Below are 19,864 nucleotides of genomic sequence, written 5' to 3'. Positions count from 1 at the left end.
ACCCGACTCAGGCGTGCGTCGCGGCGCGCGCGTGTCGGAGGAGGACCTCCATCCGATCCTTCGCGATGAGCTTGAGCTTCTTCAGCTCGCTCACACGCCACTGCTGCTCGGGAGAGAGAAAGCCCCGACCGTTGAGGTCGGTCAGCTCTCTTTCGTAGCGCTGGTGCTCCTCGCGGAGCTTGCGGAAATCGTGGTTCTCCGTGGTGAGCCGCTCGATGAAAGCTTCGGCGTCGGGCATGCGGACCTCCTTGCGAAGCGCTGGCTCAGGACCCTGCCCCAGCTGCGGATCGATGTACCCGCGTTATACTCCCCCGCTCTCCGGACTGTCAAGGCTTCGGGAGTGGCGCAGCAGGTGCGGCGCAGTGGCCTTGAAGTGCGCGGTCACCGGACTGCCCGTTGCGAGCCGCAGCTCGTCGACGGAGCGCTGCGTCACGAGCGCCACGAGAGGAAACCCGCAATCAATGGTCACGCGCACATGGGGTCCGCTCGCGGCCATGCGCACGATGTGCCCGGCGAGATGGTTGCGCGCGCTCGACGGCGCGTCGCCGGTGCGGGCCGAGAGCGTGACGTCCTCCGGACGAACGCAGAGCCGAACCCACTCGCACGCCTCGGCCGGCTGGGCGACCTCGATGGTCTGCGGGCCGGCCTCGAGGATGGCCAGCCCGTCGGTCACCGCGCGGACCCGACACTCCACCAGGGTCTCGACGCCGACGAAGCGCGCGACCTCCTCGGAGACCGGCGCGCGAAACACCTGGCCCGCCTGGTCGACCTGGAGGAGCCGCCCCCGGAGGATCACCGCGACCCGATCCCCGAGCGCCCGGGCCTCGCCCCGGTCGTGGGTGACCAGCACCGCGGTCGCCCGGCGGCGCCGCAGGATCCGGCCCAGGTCCTCGATCAGCGTCTCCCGCGTCGGCTGATCGAGCGCCGAGAACGGCTCGTCCAGGAGGAGCAGCTCGGGCTCGAGCACCAGGGCCCGGGCCAGCGCGGTGCGCTGGGCCTCTCCGCCGGACAACGTGCGGGCCTGGCGGTCGGCCAGGTGCGCGATCTCCAGCAGCTCGAGCCACTCGGCCACCCGCGGCGCCGTCCTGGCCGCGGCGACGCCCCGGAAGCGAAGCCCCAGGGCGACATTGTCGCGCACGGTCGCGTCGGTGAGCAGCGGCTCCTGGAAGACGCTGGCCATGCGCCGGCGGAGCGCCAGGCCGTCGGCCGGGCTCACCCGCTCGCCCTGGAAGCGCACGCTGCCCGCCGTCGCGGTCTCCAGCAGCCCCATCACGCGCAGCAGGGTGGACTTGCCGGCCCCGTTGGGCCCGATCACGGCGAGGACCTGGCCCGCGTCCACCGCCAGGTCGGGGACGTCCAGCACGGTCGTCTCGCCGCGGACCACCCGGATGGCGTGCAGCGCGACGACCGGGACGGCCATCACGCCGACGGCAGCACGTGGATCGCGCCCCGATGGAGCGAGAACTGCCAGTGCCGGTCGCGCTCGATCTCGAGGATCTCGTACACGAGCCGCGGCACGTCCAGCTCCAGATCGTAGTCGCCCTGCGCGGGCTCGCCCGGCTCGTCGAGCCGAAGGAAGAGGGTCCACGCGGTGCCCAGGTCCACCTCGCGCACCACGGTGCCGGACATGAGGTTCATGTGGTGGGCGCCGTCCACCCGGTCGCGGTCCTTCCGGATCAGCCGGACATACTCGGGCCGGATGTAGAAGGCGAGTGGGCTGTCCGGCGCGGGCAGGTAGGAGCGTATGGGCGAGTTCACCGCCTCGAGCAGCTGCCCGCGCCAGCGGAGCTGGATGCGGTCGGCGGTGGCCTTGAGCGTGACCCCCTGCACCAGGTTCCGGATGCCCATGATGCGGGCGACGGCGCGCGACGACGGCCGCCAGAGCAGCTCGGCCCGCGGCGCCGCCTGGATCACGCGGCCCTCCTCGTACACCACGATGCGGTCGCCCAGCCGGTAGGCCTCGCCGAGATCGTGGGTGACCAGCACCGCGGCGATGCCCCAGTCGGAGAGGACGGCGCGCAGCTCGTCGCGCAGGGCCTGGCGCAGCGGCAGGTCGAGGGCCGACAGCGGCTCGTCGAGCAGGAGCAGGGCGGGATTGGTGGCCAGGGCGCGCCCGAGCGCGACCCGCTGGCGCTGGCCGCCCGACAGCTCGCGCGGATACCGCTCGGCCAGCGCGTCGAGACCGAGGCGGGCCAGCACCTCGTCCCCGCGCCGGGTTCGATCCGCGCGGCTCCGCTCGCGGAGCCCGAAGCCGACGTTGTCGCGCACGGTGAGATGCGGGAAGAGCGCGTAGCCCTGGAACACGTAGCCGACGCGTCGGCGCTGGGGCGGCACGTCGATGCCGGCGGCCGCGTCGAAGAGCACCTGGCCGTCCACCACGATGCGTCCCGCATCGGGACGCACCAGCCCGGCCAGGCACTGGAGCGTGAGCGTCTTGCCCGCGCCCGAGGGACCGAAGAGCGCGGCGACACCGTCACCCGCGCTCCACTCGACATCGAGGGTGAAGCCGGGCAACGACTTGCGGATCGACACCTCGAGGCGGCTGGTCATGTCGCCCGCGCCCCGAGCCGATTGGCCGCGATCAGCACCACGCACGACAGCGCGGTGAGCGCCGCCACCAGAGCGACGGCCTCGCCGCTCTCTCCCGTCTGCACCGCGGTGTAGATCGAGAGCGGCACGGTGGTGGTCTTGCCGGGGATGTTGCCGGCCAGCATCAGCGTGGCACCGAACTCGCCGAGGGCGCGCGCGAAGGCCAGCACCATGCCGGCCAGGATGCCGTTGCGGGCCAGCGGCAGCGTGACCTCGAGCGCGGTGCGCAGCTCGGAGCGGCCCAGCGTGTAGGCCGCGCGCTCGAGGTCTCGGTCCACCGACTCGATGGCGGCGCGCACCGTGCGCACCAGGAGCGGCAGCGCCATCACGGTGGCCGCGATCACCGCCGCGTACCAGGTGAAGGCCACCGTGAAGCCGGTCAGCTCGTAGAGCGGGCGCCCGAGCAGCCCACGGCGGCCGAGCAGGACGATGAGGTAGTAGCCGACCACGGTGGGCGGCAGGATCAGCGGCAGGGTGACCAGCAGATCCACCAGGCTCTTGCCCCAGAAGCGCCGGCGGGCCAGCACGTAGGCGATGGGAATGCCGACCAGCGCGTTGAGCGCCGTGGCCGCCACCGCCACCTGGAACGACAGCCGGAGGGCGGAGATGCTGTCCGGGCTCACGATGGGGGCCCTGAGCCGACGGCCTCGAGCGTGGCCGCGCCCGCGGGCACCGTCAGTCCTTGCCGATCATGACGTCGGAGGCCTTGATGACCGCGTAGGCCGGATCCCCGACCTTGAGCCCGAGCGATTCCACCGCCTCGTTCGTGATCGAGGAGAAGACCACGGTGCCGCCGCCGACGTCGATCTTGACGTGCGCGGTGGTCGTACCCTTCGTGACTTCGAGGATCTTGCCCTTGAAGATGTTGCGGGCGCTCAGGCGCATGGTGGCCTCCTTTGTCCTCCGGCGACGTTCAGGCCGCGGCCGGCCGACTCAGCGGGCACCGGCCGGCGGCGGCTGGAAGCCGAACCGGCCCAGCACGGTTCGGCCCCGGGGGCTCTCGAGCAGATCGAGAAACGCCCCCCCGAGGGCCGGCTGCTTCGAGGCCGCCACCACCGCCCCCGGATAGATCACCGGGCGGTAGGTGTCTTCGAGCGGACGGAAGGCCTCCTTGACGCCCTGGGCGCGCGTGGCCGCATCGGTGGTGTACACGAACCCGGCGTCGACCTCGCCGCGCGCGACGTAGTCGAGCACCTGTCGGACGTTCTCCGCGAACACGAGCTTGGGCTGCAGGCGATCCCAGAGGTCGAGCTTCTGCAAGCTCTCCTCCGCGTATTGCCCGGCGGGCACGCTCTTGGGATTGCCCACCGCGATCTTGCCGACCCGCGCTTCGAGGAGATCGACAGCCTTGACGACGTCCAGACGCGAGTCCGCCGGCTTCACCACCGTGAGCACGTTGCGGGCGAAGGCGCGACGAGTCGTCGCCACGATCAGGCTCTGCTTCTCCAGCTCGTCCATCTGCCGCTGGGCCGCCGAGAGGAACACGTCCACCGGCGCGCCCGCCTCGATCTGCTTCTGCAGATCACCGGAGGCGCCGAAGTTGTACCGGAGCGCCACGCCCGGATGCGCGGCGGTGAATCCGCGGCCGAGCTCCACGATGGCGTCCTTCAGGCTGATCGCGACCGACAGCGTCACTTCCTGCGCGCGGACGACCGGCGCGCCGAGCAGGAGCGCCGCGAGAGCCAGCGCGAGCATCTTCACGAACCGCATCCGTGCGTCGCCTCCTGAGCGTGCGCTCGATCGTGGTACTGTAGGCCCGTCATGGCCACCCGACCGTCGCCGCCCAATGCTACGCAGCGCGCTGCGGCACTTCAAAATGCTCACGAGAACATAATCGCCGCCCAGGTCAAGACGAAGGTCTGGCTCGAGCTGGCCGGCGACTTCTTCGCGGGCGACGGCGGCATCCATCTGCTGGGCGGGATCCTGCAACACGGCTCCCTGGCCCGCACCGTCCGCGAGATCGGCTGGTCGTACCGGCACGCCTGGGGCTACCTGCGGCGCGCCGAGCGCGCGCTCGGGACTCCGATCGTGCGCAATCGACCCGGGCGCGGAAGCGCGCGGGGCATGGAGCTGACCGAGACCGGTCACCTCCTGCTGGAGCGCCTACGCGCCCTGCGCGATCGGATCGACGAGGCGCTCGGGCCGAGCGGACCGACTCCGGACGAGGTGGCCGCCCGCGGGCGGGCCCCGCGGGCGGCGGTGCGGTCGGCTCGAGGTCGGCGCGCGGCCAGATCCCGGGCGCGGGCCGGCAGCCCGTCCTCCGATCGTCCGACGCGCTGACGCCGCGCGCCGGGCGCTACCGGGACTTCCCGGCGGTGATCGGCCGCTCGCGGTAGCGGGCGGGGAACGTCTTCTTCAGGTGCTCGAGTTTCGGCAGGTCGTGGACCACGATGTAGGGGTACGTCGGATTGCGGATCAGGAAGTCCTGGTGGTACGCCTCCGCGGGATAGAATCCTCCGAGCGGATCCACGCGCGTGACGATCCGCCGGCCGAAGACCCTGGCGCGGTCGAGCTGGGCGATGTAGGCCAGGGCGATGCGCTTCTGCGTGTCGTCGGCATAGAAGATGTTGGACCGATACTGCGGCCCGACGTCCGGCCCCTGGCGATCGAGCTGGGTGGGATCGTGCACCACCGAGAAGTAGATCTGGAGGATCTCGCCGTAAGAGACCTCCTTCGGATCGAAGCGAATCTCCACCGACTCGGCGTGACGGCTCGCGCCCCGGCTGACCGTCTCGTAGTCGGCCGTCTCGCGCGTGCCGCCGGCATAGCCGGACAGCACTTGCTGGACCCCGCGCACGTGCTGATAGACGCCCTGGACGCCCCAGAAGCACCCGCCCGCGAGGACCGCGACCTGAGTGGCCCCCGATACATTGTCGACCGGCGGATTGTCGACCGCGGGGGGCGGCACCAGCACCGCGGCCTCGCCCCCGAAGCCGACGGCGCGCGCTCCGACCCCGAGGCCGAGGGCGAGCGAGAGGGCGGCCGCCGCGGCCGTCCATCGCCGAATCGTGCGCCGAGGGATCGAGCTTCGCATCGTCGTGGACCTCGTGCCTCTTTCCGTACCAGTCGCGCCTGACGGTGTCAACCGATGGTGGTAGGCTACGCATGACGCCCATGAGCACCTCCGTCACCCCGGCCAGCCTGGAGACTGCGCTGCGCGAGCGCGGAGCCGGCGCCTACGTCATCACGGTCGGCGAGGCGGGGGCGCCTCACGTCGTGGCTGCCGAGGTCACGCCGCATTCCGAGGGGCTGCTCGCCGTGGTCGGCTCGCGCACCGCGTCCAATGTGCGGGCACGCGGTCAGGTCTCGCTGCTCTACCCGGCTCGCCACGACGGCGACTACAGCCTCATCGTCGACGCGGTGGCCACTCCGGACCCGGGTGGCGACGGCAGCCGGCTGCGTCTCACGCCCACCCGCGCGGTCCTGCACCGACCCGGGCCCGCCCCGTCGGCCGCGGCCTCGGCGTGCGGGTCGGACTGCGTCCCGATTCCGCTGTCGTCTCCCCGGTAGAGGCGCGCGCGGCGGACGGTCTCGCGCTTCGACGAGCGACCGCTAGGCGCGGCGGCGCTGCTGGATCCAGCTGAGCGCCCAGTTCACCAGGAAGGTGATCACGAGCAGGATCACCGACAGCGCGATGGCGAGGTCGAAGTTGCCCTTGCCGGTCTCGAGCACGGTGGCGGTGGTCAGCACGCGCGTCGAGCCCTTGATGTTGCCGCCGAGCATCATGGAGGCGCCGACCTCGGAGATCACGCCGCCGAAGCCGGCCATCACCGCGGCCAGCATCGGCAGCCGCGCTTCCTTGAGCAGCACCCAGATCATCTGGATCCGCGAGGCCCCGAGCCCCAGCATCTGCAGGCGGAACGCCTCGGGCACCTGCTGGACCGCGGCCAGGGTGAGGCCGGTCACGATCGGCGCCGCGATGACCAGCTGGCCGGCGATCATCGCGGCCGGCGTGTAGAGCAATTCGAGGAAGCCGAGCGCGCCGTTGCGCCAGAGCAGGATCGTCACGAAGAGGCCGACCACCACCGGCGGCAATCCCATGCCGGTGTTGACCAGGCTCACCGCGAGGGCGCGGCCGGGGAAGCGTGACAGCGCGAGCAGCGCGCCGATCGGCACGCCGATGAGCAGCGACAGCAGCGTGGCGGTCGCGGAGATCTGCAGCGACAGCCAGGCGATCTGCCAGACCTCCGGGTCGCCGGCGACGAGCAGCCGGAGCGCTTCGAGGAGGCCCTCGCCGAAGAGGCTCACCGCGCCCTCGGCGACGACCTAGAGATCCTCGTCCTTCTTGCCGGCGATCGGCACGAAGAGGGGCTGGCCGTACTTGTCGACGCCGAAGGTCTTGATGACCGCCTGGGTGTCGGGCGCCAGGATGAACTCGGCGAACGCTCGGCCGCCCGCGGCATTGACCCGCGGGCCGTTGGCCGGATTGACCTCCATCACCGAGTAGATGTTCAGCAGCGGCCGGTCCTTCTCGACCAGGATCGGGAGGTCCACGCGCTTCTGGAAGGCGAGGTAGGTGCCGCGGTCGGTCAGGGTGTAGGCGCGGCGGTCGTTCGCGATGCCGAGGGTCTGTCCCATACCCTGCCCCGACTCGATGTACCAGGCCCCCTTCGGCTCGACGCCCGCCTGCTTCCACAACCGGTGCTCCAGCACGTGGGTGCCGGACTTGTCGCCGCGCGAGACGAAGCGCGACTGGCTCTCCGCGATGCGCTTGAGCGCCTCCACCGCCTTCGGCACGCCCCGGATCTTCGCGGGATCGGCGGGCGGGCCGATGATCACGAAGTCGTTGTACATGACGAGGCGGCGGTTGGACATCTTGCCTTCCTCGACGTACTTCTTCTCGACCGACGGGGCGTGGGCCAGCGTGACGTCGGCCTCCCCGCGGGCGGCCAGGGCGAGGGCCTGGCCGGTGCCGACCGAGATGGTCTTCACGGTGAGGCCGGTCTTCCTCTCGAACATCGGCACCAGCACGTCGAGCAGGCCCGAGTCCTGGGTGCTGGTCGTGGTGGAGAGAATGACGACGTTGGACCGGGCGAGCGCGGGCGCCGGCGACGACGGCAGCGCCAGCGCGAGCGCCAGCCAGAGTCCCGCGCGCGATCGAGCCATCATCATGGCGAACCTCCGTATGACGAGTCTCCGCGGCGCAGGCACCGGCCGTCGCAGGCGGAAGAGAGCGGCCATCGCGATGCGCGATGGCCGGATGCACGCGAGAGCATACCGACCCGCGGGAGCGCCGTCAACGGAGCGGCTCCGCGTTTGACGATGCTCGAAGCCGCATAGTAGACTCCGCGTTGGTCCGATCGCCACCGCGGTGTATCATGACGGGCGCGCGCCAGATCCCCCGGGAGACAACATGCGACGATTCGATCTCGTTCTGCCGAACACCGTCGAAGACTGTCTGAAGATCCTCGCCGAGCGAGGCGCCGAGGCCAAGCTGGTGGCCGGAGGCACCGATCTCCTGCCCCAGATGAAGAACGGCGTCCTGAAGCCCGCCGTGGTGGTGGACCTGTCCGGCATCGCCCGGGTTCGCCAGGTCCAGAACGGCAACGGCCTGCGCATCGGCGCTGCCGCGACCGCGCGCGAGCTGGAGGTGAGCCCGGCGCTGCGCGGCCCCTATGTGGCGATCGCGGAGAGCGCGGCCCTGGTCGGGTCGCTCCAGGTCCGCAACCTGGCCACGGTGGGCGGCAACCTGTGCAACGCCGCGCCGTCCGCCGACATGGCCCCGCCGCTGGTGGCGCTCGAGGCCGAGGCCGTCATCGCGGGCCCGAAGGACGAGCGGCGCGTGCCGATCGCCGACTTCTTCACCGGCGTGCGCCAGACCGTGCTGGCCCCCAACGAGCTGCTGGTCGAGCTGATCGTGCCGCCGCCCGGCGCCCACTCGGGCGGCCAGTACCTGCGCCACACGCCGCGGCGCGAGCTGGACATCGCGGTGGTGGGCGTGGCCTCGCAGCTCACCCTGGCCGACGGCCGCTGCACCAAGGCGCGCATCGCGCTGGCCTCGGTGGCCCCGACCCCGGTGCGCGCCACCGCGGCCGAGCGGTCGCTCGAAGGGCAGCCGGTGACGCCCGAGGCCATCGAGCGCGCCGCGACGCTCGCGATCGAGGCGGCCCGGCCGATCAACGACCAGCGCGGCTCCGTCGAGTTCCGCAAGCACCTGGTCCGCGTCCTCACCCGTCGCACGCTCACGACCGCGCTCGCCCGCGCGAGCGCCTGATCCGGAGGCTCCACATCGTGGCCAAACACGTCCTGAGCTGCACCATCAATGACCAGCCGGTCGAGGTGCTGGTCCAGCCCTACACCACCCTGCTCGACGCCCTCCGGGAGGACGTGGGCCTGACCGGACCCAAGGAAGGCTGCGGCACCGGCGACTGCGGCGCCTGCACCGTGCACGTGGACGGCAAGGTCGTGGCGAGCTGCCTGATGCTGGCGATGCAGGTGCGGGGGCGGAAGGTTCGCACCATCGAGGGGCTCGCGGCCGCGGACACCACCCTGCATCCGCTGCAGGATACCTTCGTCCGTCACGGTGTGCCCCAGTGCGGGTTCTGCATCCCGGGCGTGCTGATGGCGGCGGCCGCGCTGCTCGAGGAGAAGCCGCGGCCCTCGGAAGAGGAGATCCGCTACGGCATCGCGGGCAATCTCTGCCGGTGCACCGGCTACACCAAGATGGTGGCGGCGATCACCGAGGCGGCGGGCACCATGGCCTCGAAGAGGAGCGCTCGATGAGCACGATGAAGACCACGCGCGACGTCAAGGGAGTGGGAGTCTCGATTCCGCGGCCGGACGGCCCCGAGAAGGTGACCGGACGGGTCCAGTACGTGGCCGACATCCAGCCGAAGGGCCTGCTCCACGCCAAGCTGCTGCGCAGCCCGCACGCGCACGCCAAGATCGTTTCCATCGACACCAGTGCGGCGAAGGCGCTGCCCGGCGTGCGCGCGGTGCTCACTGCCAGGGACATCCCGCACCTCAAGAAGAAGGCGCCGACGCGGGCCCACGCGGTGCTCGCGATCGATCGCGCGGTGTTCATGGGCCAGCCGGTGGCCGCGGTGGCCGCCGACGAGCTCGCCATCGCCGAGGAGGCGCTCGATCTCATCAAGGTCGAGTACCAGGTCCTGCCCGCCGCGATCGATCCGCTCAAGGCCATGCAGCCCGGCGCGCCCCCGGTGGCCGACGCGGGGACCGAGGCCGACACCAGCGAGGCCCTCGCCCACTCCGCGGTGGCCATCGCCAAGAGCGAGGCCCCCGCGAAGGCGGTGAACATCTCGCAGCAGGCGCGGCTGCAGCGCGGCGATCCCGCCAAGGGCTTCGCCGAGTCCGACCACGTGCTGGAGAAGACCTACCGCGTGCCGATGGTGCACCAGGGCTATCTGGAGCCGCACGCGGTGCTGGCCGAGTGGGACCGCAATGGGCTGCTCACCCTGTGGGCCAGCACCCAGGGCTCCTTCAACACCCGCTCCGAGGTCTCGGACGTCCTGGGGATCCCCGAGAACCAGATCCGGGTGATCCCGGTGGAGTGCGGCGGCGGCTTCGGCGGCAAGATCCGCGCCCTCTGCGAGCCGATCACCGCGGTGCTGGCGCAGGTCACCAAGCGGCCGGTCCGCTACGTCATGACCCGCCGCGAGGAATTGCAGGCGGGCATGCCCGCGCCGCAGGTCATCATCAAGCTCAAGACGGGAGTCAAGCGCGACGGCACGCTCATGGCGATCGACGCCGAGACCGTGATCGACTCCGGCGCCTACTCGGGCGCGGTGCTCGCGGTCAGCGCGGTCTTCCTCGGCAGCATGTACAGGTGGCCGTCGTTCGACATTCGCGGCTTCGAGGTGCTGACCCACAAGCCGAGCGTGGCCGCCTATCGGGCGCCGGTGGCGCCGCAGACCATCTTCGCGATCGAGTCGCACATGGAGCAGATCGCGCGCGACCTCGGCCTCGATCCGGTGGAGTTCCGGCGACGCCACCTCAGCAAGCCGGGCGATCCGATGGTGAACGGGCAGCCCTGGCAGTCCAACGGGGCCCACGAGGTGCTGAGCCGGATCGCCGAGCATCCGCACTGGAAGTCGCGGAAGGAGTGGGTGGCCGCGGGCAAGAACGGCAAGCGGCGCGGCGTCGGCCTGGCCCTCGGCGGCTGGCTCGGCGGACTGCAGCCGACCGGCGCGACCGTGCGCTTGAATCCCGATGGCTCGCTCGCGGTCCTCACCGGCCAGGTGGACATCGCGGGCACCAACATCTCGCTGGCTCAGATCGCGGCCTCCGCCTACGGGGTGGACACCGACCTGGTGCGCATCACCACCGGCGACACCGACACCGCGCCCATGACCGGGCTGAGCGCGGGCAGCAAGACGATCTACACCGTCGGCGCCGCGGTGCTGCAGGCCGCGGAGGACGCGCGGCGGCAGACCTTCGAGATCGCCGCCGCCGAGCTCGAGGCCTCGGTCCACGATCTGGAGCTCGTGGACGGCAAGGTCACGGTGCGCGGCATGCCGGACAAGGGCATCACGCTCGCCACCATCGGCAAGAAGGGCAACCTTTACATGTCAAAGACCCCGCCGGTGCTCGGCAAGGCCAACCCGGCGTTCAGCCAGCAGGCGCCCGGATTCGCGGCGCAGCTCGCGCGTCTGGACGTCGATCCCGACACCGGCGAGGTGACCATCCACGATTTCGTGATCGTGCAGGACGTGGGCCGAGCCATCAACCCGCTCGGCGTGGAGGGCCAGATGCAGGGCGGCGCGGTGCAGAGCCTGGGCATCGCGCTGACCGAGGGGCTCATGTTCGACGACAGCGGTCGGCTCACCAACCCGAGCCTGCTCGACTATCGCAAGCTGACCGCGGCCGATCTGCCGAATCTCGAGACCATCATCGTCGAGGTGCCGTCGCCCGCCGGACCGTTCGGCGCGCGCGGGGTGGGCGAGCCGCCGATCGTGCCCGCCCCCGCCGCCATCGCCAACGCGGTCAACGACGCGGTCGGCGCCCGCATCACCGAATTGCCGCTGAGCCCGGAGCGCATCGCGCTGGCCCTGGCCAACGGCAAGCACTAGGTCATCGGAGGGGGCCTCGACGGCCCCCTCCGAACCTCCCCCAGGATAAGGGGGGCGCGGGCGAAGCCCGCGCTCGAACAAACGTAACTCAGACGCGGTCCCAGGAGCCGGCGCCCAGTAGGGGCGAAGGCCCCCTCCGGGTTTAGCAGGGAGGTTCGTCATGAAGGCAGGCGAGATCTTCGTCGCGGGGAAGTGGCAGGCGCCGCGGTCGGGCGAGACCTATCAGCCGATCAACCCGGCCACCGAGGAGCCGGTGGGCACCGTCGGCCGAGGCGACGAGCGCGACATCGATCTCGCGGTGACCGCGGCTCGCAAGGCCTTCGACGAGGGCCCGTGGCCCAAGATGACGCCGCACGAGCGCGGGCGGGTCGTCTGGCGCCTCGGCGACCTGATCCAGCAGAACCTCGACGAGATGGCGCGGCTCGAGAGCCTCTGCACCGGCAAGACCATGTTCGACTCGGCCAAGGTCGAGATCCCGTTCGCGGCCGAGGTGTTCCGCTACTACGCGGGGTGGGCCACCAAGATCCACGGCGAGACGCTCGGTCTTCGCGACAACGCCTTCACCTTCACGCTGCGCCAGCCGGTCGGAGTGGTCGGGGCCATCGTGCCCTGGAACTTCCCCTTCCTGCTCTCCTCCTGGAAGCTGGCCCCCGCGCTCGCCGCCGGCAACACGGTGGTGATCAAGCCCGCGTCGCAGACGCCACTCACCGCGCTGCGCTTCGCCGAGATCTGCCAGGAGGCCGGCGTGCCCGAGGGCGTGTTCAACGTGGTGACCGGCCCCGGGGGCAAGGTCGGCATGGCGCTGGTGCGGGACCCGCGCGTCGACAAGATCGCCTTCACCGGATCCACCGAGGTGGGCAAGCAGATCATGCGGGAGGCGGCGGGCACGTTGAAGCGCCTCTCGCTCGAGCTGGGCGGCAAGTCGCCCAACATCGTGTTCGCCGACGCGGACATGGAGGCGGCGGTACGCGGGGCGCTCACCGGCATCTTCTACAACAAGGGCGAGGTGTGCGCGGCCGGCTCGCGACTCTTCCTCGAGGACTCCATTCACGACCAGTTCATGTCCAAGCTGACCGATCGGGTCAAGGGTCTGAAGGTCGGCGACCCGATGGACAAGGCCACCCGCATGGGCCCCGTGGTCTCGAAGAGCCAGATGGAGACGGTGCTCTCGTACATCGAATCCGGCAAGCAGGAGGGCGCGCGTGTGGTCGCGGGCGGCGGCCGCGCCGACGTCGGCACCGGCAAGGGCTACTTCGTGCAGCCCACCATCTTCGACGGCGTCACCAACGACATGAAGATCGCCCGCGAGGAGATCTTCGGGCCGGTCCTCTCGGTGATCCCGTTCCGCTCGGTCGAGGACGGCATCGCCCAGGGCAATCACACCTCGTACGGCCTGGCCGCCGCGGTGTGGACGCGCGACGTGGGCAAGGCGCTCCGGGCGGCCAAGGCGATCCGGGCCGGCACGGTGTGGGTCAACGCCTACAACCTCTTCGACGCGGCGCTGCCTTTCGGCGGCTTCAAGGAGTCGGGCTTCGGGCGCGAGATGGGGTCGGTGGGGCTCGACAACTACACCGAGGTCAAGACCGTCTGGGTCGACCTGTCGTAGCCGTCCCGGTGCGGACGGGCCATGCGCTCGCCGTCCGCCGATAGCGTCCGACACGACCTCGTGCTGGTGGGCGGCGGCCACGCCCACATCCAGGTCCTCGAGCGCTGGGCCATGGCACCCGTCGCGGGCTGCCGGCTCACCCTGGTGGTCGATCGGCCGGTCGCGGTGTACTCCGGCATGGTGCCCGGGTTCGTGGCCGGCCAGTACACGAGCGTAGACCTCGAGATCGACGTGCGGCCGCTGGCGCGGCGCGCCGGCGCTCGATGCATCGTCGCGGCGGCCACCGGCGTTGACGCCGATGCGCGTCGCCTCCTCCTGGGGGACCGTCCCCCGATTGCCTACGACACGGTGTCCTTCGACATCGGCTCGACCGTCGCCGGCCGCGACGTCCCCGGGGTGCGCGAGCACGCGATCCCCACTCGCCCCATCGGAGGCTTCGTCCGGCGCGTCGACGACGTGCTGGCCGCGGCGCGGAGCCGCGATCCCTTCCGCGTGGCCGTCGTCGGGGCGGGCGCGGGCGGGGTCGAGGTCGCCTTCGCGCTGGCGGCGCGGCTGCGCCACCCCGATGGCCCACGCGTCGAGGTGCGGCTGCTCGAGTCGGGCCCGCGCGTGCTGCCCGGCTACGCCGCGAGCGCGGCCCGCCGCGTCGAGCGCGGGGCAGCCGGGCGCGCCATCACGATCCGCTGCGGCGCGGTGGTCACGCGGATCGACGGCGAGGCGGTGTACCTGGCCGGCGGCGAGCGGGTGGCCGCCGACGCCGTCGTATGGGTCGCCGGTGCCGCCGCGCTGCCGCTCTTCGCGGGTTCCGGCATCGAGACGGACGATCGGGGATTCGCGCGGATTCGCCCGACGCTGCAGTCGGTGAGCCGCGACGACGTCTTCGCGGCCGGCGACTGCGCCGCGTGGACGGCGGGGCCCGCTCTCGCGAAGGCCGGCGTGTACGCCGTCCGCGAAGGGCCGGTCCTGGCGCACAACCTGCTGGCGCGGACGCGCGGCGACGGGCGGCTCCGCGCCTACCGCCCCCAGCGCGATTTCCTCTCGCTGCTGAACCTGGGCGACGGGACGGCGATCGGCACGAAGTGGGGCCTGACGCTCGAGGGCCGGGCGGTGTGGGCCCTCAAGGACTGGATCGACCGGCGCTTCGTGCGGCGCTTCCAGGTGCTGGGCCCCGACGACGCCGTGACCGCCGACTTCGCCCGCGCGCCCATGCCCGGGGGCGACATGCTCTGCGGCGGCTGCGCGGCCAAGGTCGGCGAGACCCCGCTCGCCCGCGTGCTGGAGCGCCTCGGCGTCACCAGCGATCCCGCCGTCGTCCTGGGACTGGCCCAGCCCGACGACGCAGCGGCGGTCGAGACGGAGCGGGGCGAGATCGTCGCGGCCACCATCGACGGCTTCCGGGCGTTCGTCGACGATCCCTATCTCGTCGGCCGGGTCGCCGCGGTCAACGCGGTGAGCGATCTCTGGGCCAAGGGGGTGGCGCCTCGCTTCGCGCTCGCCCAGGTGACCGTGCCCGACGGTCAGACGGCCGCGGCGCAGGAGGAGATGCTCTACCAGCTGATGGCCGGTGCCCGCGCCGGCCTCGATGCCGACGGCGTCACGCTCGTGGGCGGCCACACCACCACGGGCCCCGAGCTCGTCGCCGGCTTTGCGGTGTGGGGCTTCGCGCGCGCGGCCGACTCCCTCCTCCGCATCGGGGGACTCGCCGCCGGGGATCGGCTGATCCTGACCAAGCCGCTCGGAACCGGCGTCGTGCTGCAGGCGGACATGCGCGGGCTCGCGCGCGGCGAGTGGGTCGAGGCGGCGAATGCCTCGATGCTTCGCTCCAACGCCCACGCCGCCCGTGCCGCTCGTACGTTCCGTCCCTCGGCCGCCACCGACGTGACCGGCTTCGGCCTCGCCGGGCATCTGGGCGAGATGCTCCGCGCGAGCAAGGCCGCGGCCGTTCTCGACCTCGACGCGATCCGCGCGCTGCCGGGTGCGGTCTCGCTGCTGAGCCGCGGCATCCGCAGCACCGCGCACCCGGAGAACGCGACGGCCCGGCGCGCGATGTGGGTCGAGCCGGAGGCGGCCGGGCGGCCCGCGCTGGACCTGCTGTTCGATCCCCAGACCTCGGGCGGCCTCCTGCTCGGCGTGGCCGCCGAGCGGTGCGACGCGCTGCTCCGGGCCCTGCGCGAAGCCGGCGATGACGCCGCCGTGATCGGCCTGGTCGCCGCGCCGCGGCCGGACGGCGCGTTGATCCGGGTGACCGCGCAGGCCTAGGCGCGCGCCGGCCGGGGCGGGGCGATCTCCACCACGAGCCCGGCGCCCCAGCCGTACTTGGCCTCGGACCGCCGTCGCACGGTCCGGACCAGCCCGGAATCGCCGCCGCCCTCGACCACCCGCGCCCGGCCCTGGAAGCGACGGGCGCCGACGCGCACCCGCACCACCGGATCGGCCAGGATGTTCTGCACCCACCGGGCGCCGGCCGTGCTCGGCCACCAGGTAGTAGCGGCCCTCGTGGCGGGTGAACCACAGATCTCGATCCGCCGGGGTCGGCCGGAGCGGCGGCGAGGCTCGGCCCTCACGCGCCGAGAACGCGCTCCAGCGCGATGCGGCCGGCGCCCGCGTAGACGTTGAAGCCGCCGCCCCGGACGAAGCCGACCAGGGTCATGTCGGCGGCGATCGCCATCTCCACCGCCATGCTGGACGGCGCCGATACCGCGGCCACCACCGGGATGCGCGCGGTCAGCGCCTTCTGCATGATCTCGAAGCTGGCGCGCCCGCTCACCATCAGGAGGTGCCGGTCGAGCGGCAGCCGGCGGGCCAGCAGCATGTGCCCGACGACCTTGTCGACCGCGTTGTGCCGGCCGATGTCTTCTCGCAGCACGAGCAGCCGGCCGTCGGCGTCGAACAGCCCGGCGGCGTGCAAGCCGCCGGTGCGCTCGAAGGTTGCCTGCGCCCGGCCCATGGCGCGCTCCAGGACGGAGAAGATCGCCGCCGGGAGCCGGAGGTCGGCGGTGACGGGGGGCAGATCGGCCTGGATGGCCTCGATCGTGACCTTCCCGCACAGCCCGCACGAGGACGCGGTCACGAAGTTGCGCCGCAGCCGCTCGCGGGCCGCCTCGATGTTGCCCTTGAGCAGCACGTTGATCACGTTGCCGGCATTGGGCTCGCCGTCGGCACGATAGGGCGCCAGGACGTCGAGGTCCTCCGCGCTCCGGATGACGCGCTCGGAATGAAGGAAGCCGGCGACGAGCTCCTCGTCGTCGCCCGGCGTACGCATGGTGACGGCAAGGCTGTGGCCGCCCAGACGGATCTCGAGCGGCTCCTCGACGGCCACGTGATCGTCGGCACGCGCGATGTCGTCCTCGCGCACGCGGACGATGGGGTGCTTGACCGCCGCGGCGCCGTTCGGAGCGCGGATCTCGGGCTCGAGAGTCATCGGGACGAGACCTATATATATCAGAGGACGGTCGATGCGGGTCCGACCGCGATATGAAGACCGACCGGCGACCGCGAGCGCTGGCGGTGAGTCAGCCCTGGGCGAGCGCGAGATCGGAGCGGTCGTCCTCCTCGTCCCCGTTTCGCAGCAGATCGAGCAGCCGCGGGTCCGCGGGCACCAGCACGCCGGTGGCGCCGGCCTCCGTCCCGGCGTGAATGAGCCGGCGCCAGTCTTCCCGTCCCTCGGGCCTCGGGATCCGGGCCCAGATCTCGAAGGGGTCGTCGGGCCGCTGCGTCCGCGCTGCCGCGATCTGCGCCCGGCTCGCTCCCGGAACCTCGCCCGCCACGAGCAGACCGTCGGTCAGCCGCGTGGCGATGGCGAGGCCGTTCCCGGCCGACCGAAGGAACACCGGCTGCGGCCCGCACCGGCGGACACAGCCGATCGCGGCCTCTACCACCGGCGCGGGACCGGTCTCGGGCACCGTGAGGAGCACTCGCCCGCGCGACAGCCGGTCGAGGGTGCCGATCCGACGGGCGAAGGCCTCCGGCCTGGCGATGTCGTCGTCGGACACCGGGACCATCAGGCGCGTGCCGCCGGTCACGCTGGCGACGCTCGCCAGGATCAGCCACGCGTCGAGCCCGTCATCGGGGAGCCAGAGGGAATCGACGCCGGCCGCGTCCAGGGCTCGTGCGTCGGCCAGGTACTCCGCGCCGTCGGCGAATCGAGACGGCAGCAGGACGCCGATCTTCACCATGTCACCCCTGACACCATGTCACCCCTGACACCACGTCACCCCTGACACCACGTCAGGCCTGTCCACACGTCAGGCCTGGGCGCCGAAGACCACGACCATCCTGAGGGCGAACGCGCCGATGAGCCCGAGCCACGCGGCGAGCACGGGGGGGCGCGCCCGACGCGACATCGCCAGCGGCACGATGATACCGAGGGCCACCAGCAGCCAGAGCACGAGCCAGCGAGGTGCGAACAGCTGGACCGCGAGCGTCCCGAGCGTGGCGAAGAAGATGACCAGCAAGACCAGCTCGAGCACCGTGAACACCCGGTCGACCCGGGCCAGCTTGCCCTCCGTGGTGATCTCCTCGCCACGCCGGCCGGTCACGATCGCCAGGGCGGCCGCACCGGTGCTGAGGCCGGAGGCCAGGAAGAGGCCCCCGAGCGCCCACGTGTCGCTCCACACCGGCTGGTTGCTGACGCTGAGCAGGACCCCGGTGTAGCCGGCCACGAAGAGCCCGAAGAACGAGCCGAGCGCCATGACGACGACCCCCAGCGCGCCCGTCATCAGATTGGCGAAGCTCCGGGCCGCCCGGTGCCGCAGCCAGCCGTTGCCGGCCAGCGCGTCGATGAACGAGAGCGTGGCGAAGAGGCCGAAGAAGAACAGGGCCCAGGCGCCCACCGACATCGGCGACCAGTACTTCAAGCTCAGCCCCCCCGTTCGGGCGTCGACGAGCATGTGCCAGAACCGGCTCGGACGCCCCAGGTCCAGCGTGAGCAGGATCGGGCAGATCACCATCGCGACGAACGCCACCATGAACGCCAGCCGCGCCACCCGTTGATCCCGGACGTCGCCCATCAGGCGCAGCAGCGTGCCGATCAGGTAGGCGCCCCCGGCCAGCCCACCCAGGAAGAAGTACCAGACGATGTACCAGTGCCACTCCGGCGGCGCGACGAAGTGCTGGACCATGGCTACACCTCCCGGCCGCGTTGGCGGAAGGCGATGACCGCTCCCACCACCGCGACGAGGCCGGTCACCAGCGAGCCCAGGTAGCCCTTCAGGTTGTTGCGACTCGGCAGCACCGCGTTGGCCGCGTTCGGGAGCTGGTACGCCTCGGGCTTGTCGGTCAGCAGGAACAGCGCGTGCAGGCCGCCGTATTCGGTCTCGCCGTACAGCTGCGCGTTCGACACGCCCTGGGCGTGCAGGCGCTCGAGCCGGGCCCGCGCGACCTGCCGCATCTCGCTCAGGTCGCCGAACTTGATCGACTCGGTGGGACACGCCTTGGCGCAGGCCGGAACCAGGTTGTTCTGGAGCCGGCCGTAGCAGAACGTGCACTTCTGGGCCAGGCCGGTGTCCGCGTTGTACCCGATGACGTGGTAGGGGCAGGCCGCGATGCAGTCGCGGCAGCCGTTGCAGATCTCGGACTGGATGAACACGGTATCGAACTCGGTCCGGATGATCGCGTGGGTCGGACACACCTCCATGCAGCTGGCCTGCGCGCAGTGCTTGCAGACGTCGCTCATCATGCTCCAGGCCACTCCGCCATTCGGCGTCTCGCGCTCGAGGAACTGCACGTGGCGCCAGTTCTGCTCGTCGAGCTGGCCGGTGTTGTCGAACCCGTCCATGAACGTGGCCGGATGGCCCGGCAGCTGGTTCCACTCCTTGCAGGCCACCTCGCACGCCTTGCAGCCGATACAGAGGGTGGTGTCCGTGAAGAAGCCGACCGTGCGTGCCATCTCTGCTCTCCTATATGCCCATCAGGTTCGGCGCGATCTTGGTGAAGCCGCGCTCGCGCGCGTACAGGTCCAGCGGCAGCGCGGCCAACTCGTCCACGACCGGCACCGCGCCGGGGTCCTTCCGGCCATCGACCATGATCAGGTAGCGCCGGCAGCGCTCGCAGGCCTCGATCGACAGGGCGGGCAGACGCTCGTCGTCGGAGAAGATCGACCGCGCCGCGGACGATCGCTCGCCGCAGCCCGCGCAGCTCAGACGCTCGTGGACCCAGAAGCCGCCGCAACGCGCGCACATCAGCTGCCGCGGCGCGGTGAGAAGAAGCTCGCCCGACTCGGCCAGGTAGGACAGCTGCGGTGGCCCGCCGCAGCGCGGGCAGCCCCCCTCCCGGCGTGGACGCGGCAGGGCCCCGGCGTCGCCCAGGCTCTCCAGCACCGGCGCGCTCGCGGCGCGCGCCAGGTATTCCGCCACCGCGGGCTGCCGCTCGCCGGCAAGCCAGGCGGCCACCGCCGCGGCGCGCGGGCCAGGATCGCCCCGCACCGCGCCAGCGAGCGCGGGCGGCCCCGCCGCCACCGTCGCGGCCACGACCGCCGGCATCACCCGGTCGGCCACGTAGCCCGCCAGGCCGTCGGGTGCGGGCCGGTCGGTCAGCGCGGCGCGCGCGGCGAGCTCGTGCACGTCGAGCAGCGCGATATAGAGGCGCAGCATCTCCTCCGCGTGAGGCCAGCGGTCGCGCAGCGCGCTGGCCCGTCGCCGCC

The 19,864-nt window shown here is 71.7% G+C and carries 22 protein-coding genes; 7 read left to right on the top strand and 15 right to left on the bottom strand.

What is annotated here, in order from left to right:
• Positions 1 to 7: 7 nt before the first annotated feature.
• The 6 genes from VKN16_12665 to modA all read right to left on the bottom strand — a co-directional run bounded on the left by VKN16_12665 (position 8) and on the right by modA (position 4,299).
• Positions 8 to 238, bottom strand: coding sequence for a YdcH family protein (locus tag VKN16_12665; protein HME95055.1), 231 nt, complete (start codon positions 236 to 238; stop codon positions 8 to 10).
• A 63-nt stretch (positions 239 to 301) separates the two neighbouring features.
• Positions 302 to 1,420 carry an ABC transporter ATP-binding protein gene (locus tag VKN16_12660; GenBank protein HME95054.1) on the bottom strand — a complete coding sequence of 373 codons (1,119 nt, stop codon included), beginning with the start codon at positions 1,418 to 1,420 and terminating at the stop codon, positions 302 to 304.
• Complete coding sequence (locus VKN16_12655; GenBank protein HME95053.1) at positions 1,420 to 2,550, bottom strand: ABC transporter ATP-binding protein; 1,131 nt, start codon at positions 2,548 to 2,550, stop codon at positions 1,420 to 1,422. Before VKN16_12655 ends, VKN16_12660 begins: the two co-directional genes overlap by 1 nt.
• Entirely contained in the window at positions 2,547 to 3,212 is a 666-nt protein-coding gene (modB, locus tag VKN16_12650; GenBank protein ID HME95052.1) for a molybdate ABC transporter permease subunit, read from the bottom strand. Before modB ends, VKN16_12655 begins: the two co-directional genes overlap by 4 nt.
• 52 nt (positions 3,213 to 3,264) lie before the next feature.
• On the bottom strand, positions 3,265 to 3,474 hold the full coding sequence (locus tag VKN16_12645; GenBank protein ID HME95051.1) for a molybdopterin-binding protein: 210 nt from the start codon (positions 3,472 to 3,474) through the stop codon (positions 3,265 to 3,267).
• A 48-nt stretch (positions 3,475 to 3,522) separates the two neighbouring features.
• Entirely contained in the window at positions 3,523 to 4,299 is a 777-nt protein-coding gene (gene modA / locus VKN16_12640; GenBank protein HME95050.1) for a molybdate ABC transporter substrate-binding protein, read from the bottom strand.
• A 51-nt stretch (positions 4,300 to 4,350) separates the two neighbouring features.
• Here modA and VKN16_12635 point away from each other — a divergent pair, with 51 nt between their 5' ends.
• A complete protein-coding gene (locus VKN16_12635; GenBank protein HME95049.1) occupies positions 4,351 to 4,869 on the top strand; it encodes a hypothetical protein in 519 nt (172 codons plus the stop codon).
• A 16-nt stretch (positions 4,870 to 4,885) separates the two neighbouring features.
• Here VKN16_12635 and msrA read toward each other — a convergent pair whose 3' ends face one another.
• Entirely contained in the window at positions 4,886 to 5,623 is a 738-nt protein-coding gene (gene msrA / locus VKN16_12630) for a peptide-methionine (S)-S-oxide reductase MsrA (GenBank protein HME95048.1), read from the bottom strand.
• Between the two features lie 80 nt (positions 5,624 to 5,703).
• Here msrA and VKN16_12625 point away from each other — a divergent pair, with 80 nt between their 5' ends.
• Complete coding sequence (locus VKN16_12625) at positions 5,704 to 6,099, top strand: hypothetical protein (GenBank protein ID HME95047.1); 396 nt, start codon at positions 5,704 to 5,706, stop codon at positions 6,097 to 6,099.
• 42 nt (positions 6,100 to 6,141) lie between these two features.
• Here VKN16_12625 and VKN16_12620 read toward each other — a convergent pair whose 3' ends face one another.
• Together VKN16_12620 and VKN16_12615 are read right to left on the bottom strand one after the other, a co-directional pair.
• Positions 6,142 to 6,837 (bottom strand): ABC transporter permease, encoded by a 696-nt coding sequence (locus VKN16_12620; protein ID HME95046.1) that lies wholly within the window; start codon positions 6,835 to 6,837, stop codon positions 6,142 to 6,144.
• Positions 6,838 to 6,855: 18 nt separating this feature from the next.
• The gene (locus VKN16_12615; protein HME95045.1) at positions 6,856 to 7,701 is read right to left on the bottom strand and encodes a substrate-binding domain-containing protein; all 846 of its coding nucleotides are present in this window, start codon (positions 7,699 to 7,701) and stop codon (positions 6,856 to 6,858) included.
• Between the two features lie 241 nt (positions 7,702 to 7,942).
• On the opposite strand from VKN16_12615, the gene VKN16_12610 reads away from it, so the two are divergent.
• The 5 genes from VKN16_12610 to selD all read left to right on the top strand — a co-directional run bounded on the left by VKN16_12610 (position 7,943) and on the right by selD (position 15,483).
• A complete protein-coding gene (locus tag VKN16_12610) occupies positions 7,943 to 8,803 on the top strand; it encodes a xanthine dehydrogenase family protein subunit M (GenBank protein HME95044.1) in 861 nt (286 codons plus the stop codon).
• Between the two features lie 17 nt (positions 8,804 to 8,820).
• Positions 8,821 to 9,312, top strand: coding sequence for a (2Fe-2S)-binding protein (locus VKN16_12605; GenBank protein ID HME95043.1), 492 nt, complete (start codon positions 8,821 to 8,823; stop codon positions 9,310 to 9,312).
• A complete protein-coding gene (locus VKN16_12600) occupies positions 9,309 to 11,618 on the top strand; it encodes a xanthine dehydrogenase family protein molybdopterin-binding subunit (protein HME95042.1) in 2,310 nt (769 codons plus the stop codon). The genes VKN16_12605 and VKN16_12600 overlap by 4 nt, the downstream gene beginning before the upstream one ends.
• A gap of 160 nt (positions 11,619 to 11,778) precedes the next feature.
• Positions 11,779 to 13,224: an aldehyde dehydrogenase family protein gene (locus VKN16_12595; GenBank protein ID HME95041.1), complete on the top strand. Its 1,446-nt coding sequence runs from the start codon at positions 11,779 to 11,781 to the stop codon at positions 13,222 to 13,224.
• Positions 13,225 to 13,245: 21 nt separating this feature from the next.
• Positions 13,246 to 15,483 (top strand): selenide, water dikinase SelD, encoded by a 2,238-nt coding sequence (selD, locus tag VKN16_12590; GenBank protein ID HME95040.1) that lies wholly within the window; start codon positions 13,246 to 13,248, stop codon positions 15,481 to 15,483.
• Here the strand turns inward: selD and VKN16_12585 are convergent.
• The 6 genes from VKN16_12585 to fdhE all read right to left on the bottom strand — a co-directional run bounded on the left by VKN16_12585 (position 15,480) and on the right by fdhE (position 19,814).
• Positions 15,480 to 15,674, bottom strand: a complete 195-nt coding sequence (locus tag VKN16_12585) for a nitroreductase/quinone reductase family protein (GenBank protein ID HME95039.1) — start codon at positions 15,672 to 15,674, stop codon at positions 15,480 to 15,482. The two genes, selD and VKN16_12585, sit on opposite strands and share 4 nt — an antisense overlap.
• 110 nt (positions 15,675 to 15,784) lie before the next feature.
• Complete coding sequence (fdhD, locus tag VKN16_12580; protein ID HME95038.1) at positions 15,785 to 16,645, bottom strand: formate dehydrogenase accessory sulfurtransferase FdhD; 861 nt, start codon at positions 16,643 to 16,645, stop codon at positions 15,785 to 15,787.
• A gap of 91 nt (positions 16,646 to 16,736) precedes the next feature.
• Entirely contained in the window at positions 16,737 to 17,399 is a 663-nt protein-coding gene (locus VKN16_12575; GenBank protein HME95037.1) for an LLM class flavin-dependent oxidoreductase, read from the bottom strand.
• Between the two features lie 69 nt (positions 17,400 to 17,468).
• On the bottom strand, positions 17,469 to 18,344 hold the full coding sequence (nrfD, locus tag VKN16_12570) for an NrfD/PsrC family molybdoenzyme membrane anchor subunit (GenBank protein HME95036.1): 876 nt from the start codon (positions 18,342 to 18,344) through the stop codon (positions 17,469 to 17,471).
• Between the two features lie 2 nt (positions 18,345 to 18,346).
• Positions 18,347 to 19,111 carry a 4Fe-4S dicluster domain-containing protein gene (locus tag VKN16_12565; protein ID HME95035.1) on the bottom strand — a complete coding sequence of 255 codons (765 nt, stop codon included), beginning with the start codon at positions 19,109 to 19,111 and terminating at the stop codon, positions 18,347 to 18,349.
• A 10-nt stretch (positions 19,112 to 19,121) separates the two neighbouring features.
• Positions 19,122 to 19,814 (bottom strand): formate dehydrogenase accessory protein FdhE, encoded by a 693-nt coding sequence (fdhE, locus tag VKN16_12560; GenBank protein HME95034.1) that lies wholly within the window; start codon positions 19,812 to 19,814, stop codon positions 19,122 to 19,124.
• Between the last annotated feature and the right edge of the window lie 50 nt (positions 19,815 to 19,864).

The sequence above is a fragment of the Candidatus Methylomirabilota bacterium genome, from assembly GCA_035315345.1.
In the GTDB taxonomy this organism is placed as follows: domain Bacteria; phylum Methylomirabilota; class Methylomirabilia; order Rokubacteriales; family CSP1-6; genus CAMLFJ01.
Note: the sequence above shows the minus strand (reverse complement) of the source record. Positions and strands in the feature narration are given on the sequence as shown.

What these genes read in the sequence shown, in the direction of transcription:
- VKN16_12665 (HME95055.1), bottom strand. Translation starts at nt 238, where the DNA reads ATGCCCGACGCCGAAGCTTTCATCGAGCGGCTCACCACGGAGAACCAC.
- VKN16_12660 (HME95054.1), bottom strand. Translation starts at nt 1,420, where the DNA reads ATGGCCGTCCCGGTCGTCGCGCTGCACGCCATCCGGGTGGTCCGCGGC.
- VKN16_12655 (HME95053.1), bottom strand. Translation starts at nt 2,550, where the DNA reads ATGACCAGCCGCCTCGAGGTGTCGATCCGCAAGTCGTTGCCCGGCTTC.
- VKN16_12645 (HME95051.1), bottom strand. Translation starts at nt 3,474, where the DNA reads ATGCGCCTGAGCGCCCGCAACATCTTCAAGGGCAAGATCCTCGAAGTC.
- modA (HME95050.1), bottom strand. Translation starts at nt 4,299, where the DNA reads ATGCGGTTCGTGAAGATGCTCGCGCTGGCTCTCGCGGCGCTCCTGCTC.
- VKN16_12635 (HME95049.1), top strand. Translation starts at nt 4,351, where the DNA reads ATGGCCACCCGACCGTCGCCGCCCAATGCTACGCAGCGCGCTGCGGCA.
- msrA (HME95048.1), bottom strand. Translation starts at nt 5,623, where the DNA reads ATGCGAAGCTCGATCCCTCGGCGCACGATTCGGCGATGGACGGCCGCG.
- VKN16_12625 (HME95047.1), top strand. Translation starts at nt 5,704, where the DNA reads ATGAGCACCTCCGTCACCCCGGCCAGCCTGGAGACTGCGCTGCGCGAG.
- VKN16_12615 (HME95045.1), bottom strand. Translation starts at nt 7,701, where the DNA reads ATGATGATGGCTCGATCGCGCGCGGGACTCTGGCTGGCGCTCGCGCTG.
- VKN16_12610 (HME95044.1), top strand. Translation starts at nt 7,943, where the DNA reads ATGCGACGATTCGATCTCGTTCTGCCGAACACCGTCGAAGACTGTCTG.
- VKN16_12600 (HME95042.1), top strand. Translation starts at nt 9,309, where the DNA reads ATGAGCACGATGAAGACCACGCGCGACGTCAAGGGAGTGGGAGTCTCG.
- VKN16_12595 (HME95041.1), top strand. Translation starts at nt 11,779, where the DNA reads ATGAAGGCAGGCGAGATCTTCGTCGCGGGGAAGTGGCAGGCGCCGCGG.
- selD (HME95040.1), top strand. Translation starts at nt 13,246, where the DNA reads ATGCGCTCGCCGTCCGCCGATAGCGTCCGACACGACCTCGTGCTGGTG.
- fdhD (HME95038.1), bottom strand. Translation starts at nt 16,645, where the DNA reads ATGACTCTCGAGCCCGAGATCCGCGCTCCGAACGGCGCCGCGGCGGTC.
- VKN16_12575 (HME95037.1), bottom strand. Translation starts at nt 17,399, where the DNA reads ATGGTGAAGATCGGCGTCCTGCTGCCGTCTCGATTCGCCGACGGCGCG.
- nrfD (HME95036.1), bottom strand. Translation starts at nt 18,344, where the DNA reads ATGGTCCAGCACTTCGTCGCGCCGCCGGAGTGGCACTGGTACATCGTC.
- VKN16_12565 (HME95035.1), bottom strand. Translation starts at nt 19,111, where the DNA reads ATGGCACGCACGGTCGGCTTCTTCACGGACACCACCCTCTGTATCGGC.
- fdhE (HME95034.1), bottom strand. Translation starts at nt 19,814, where the DNA reads ATGCTGCGCCTCTATATCGCGCTGCTCGACGTGCACGAGCTCGCCGCG.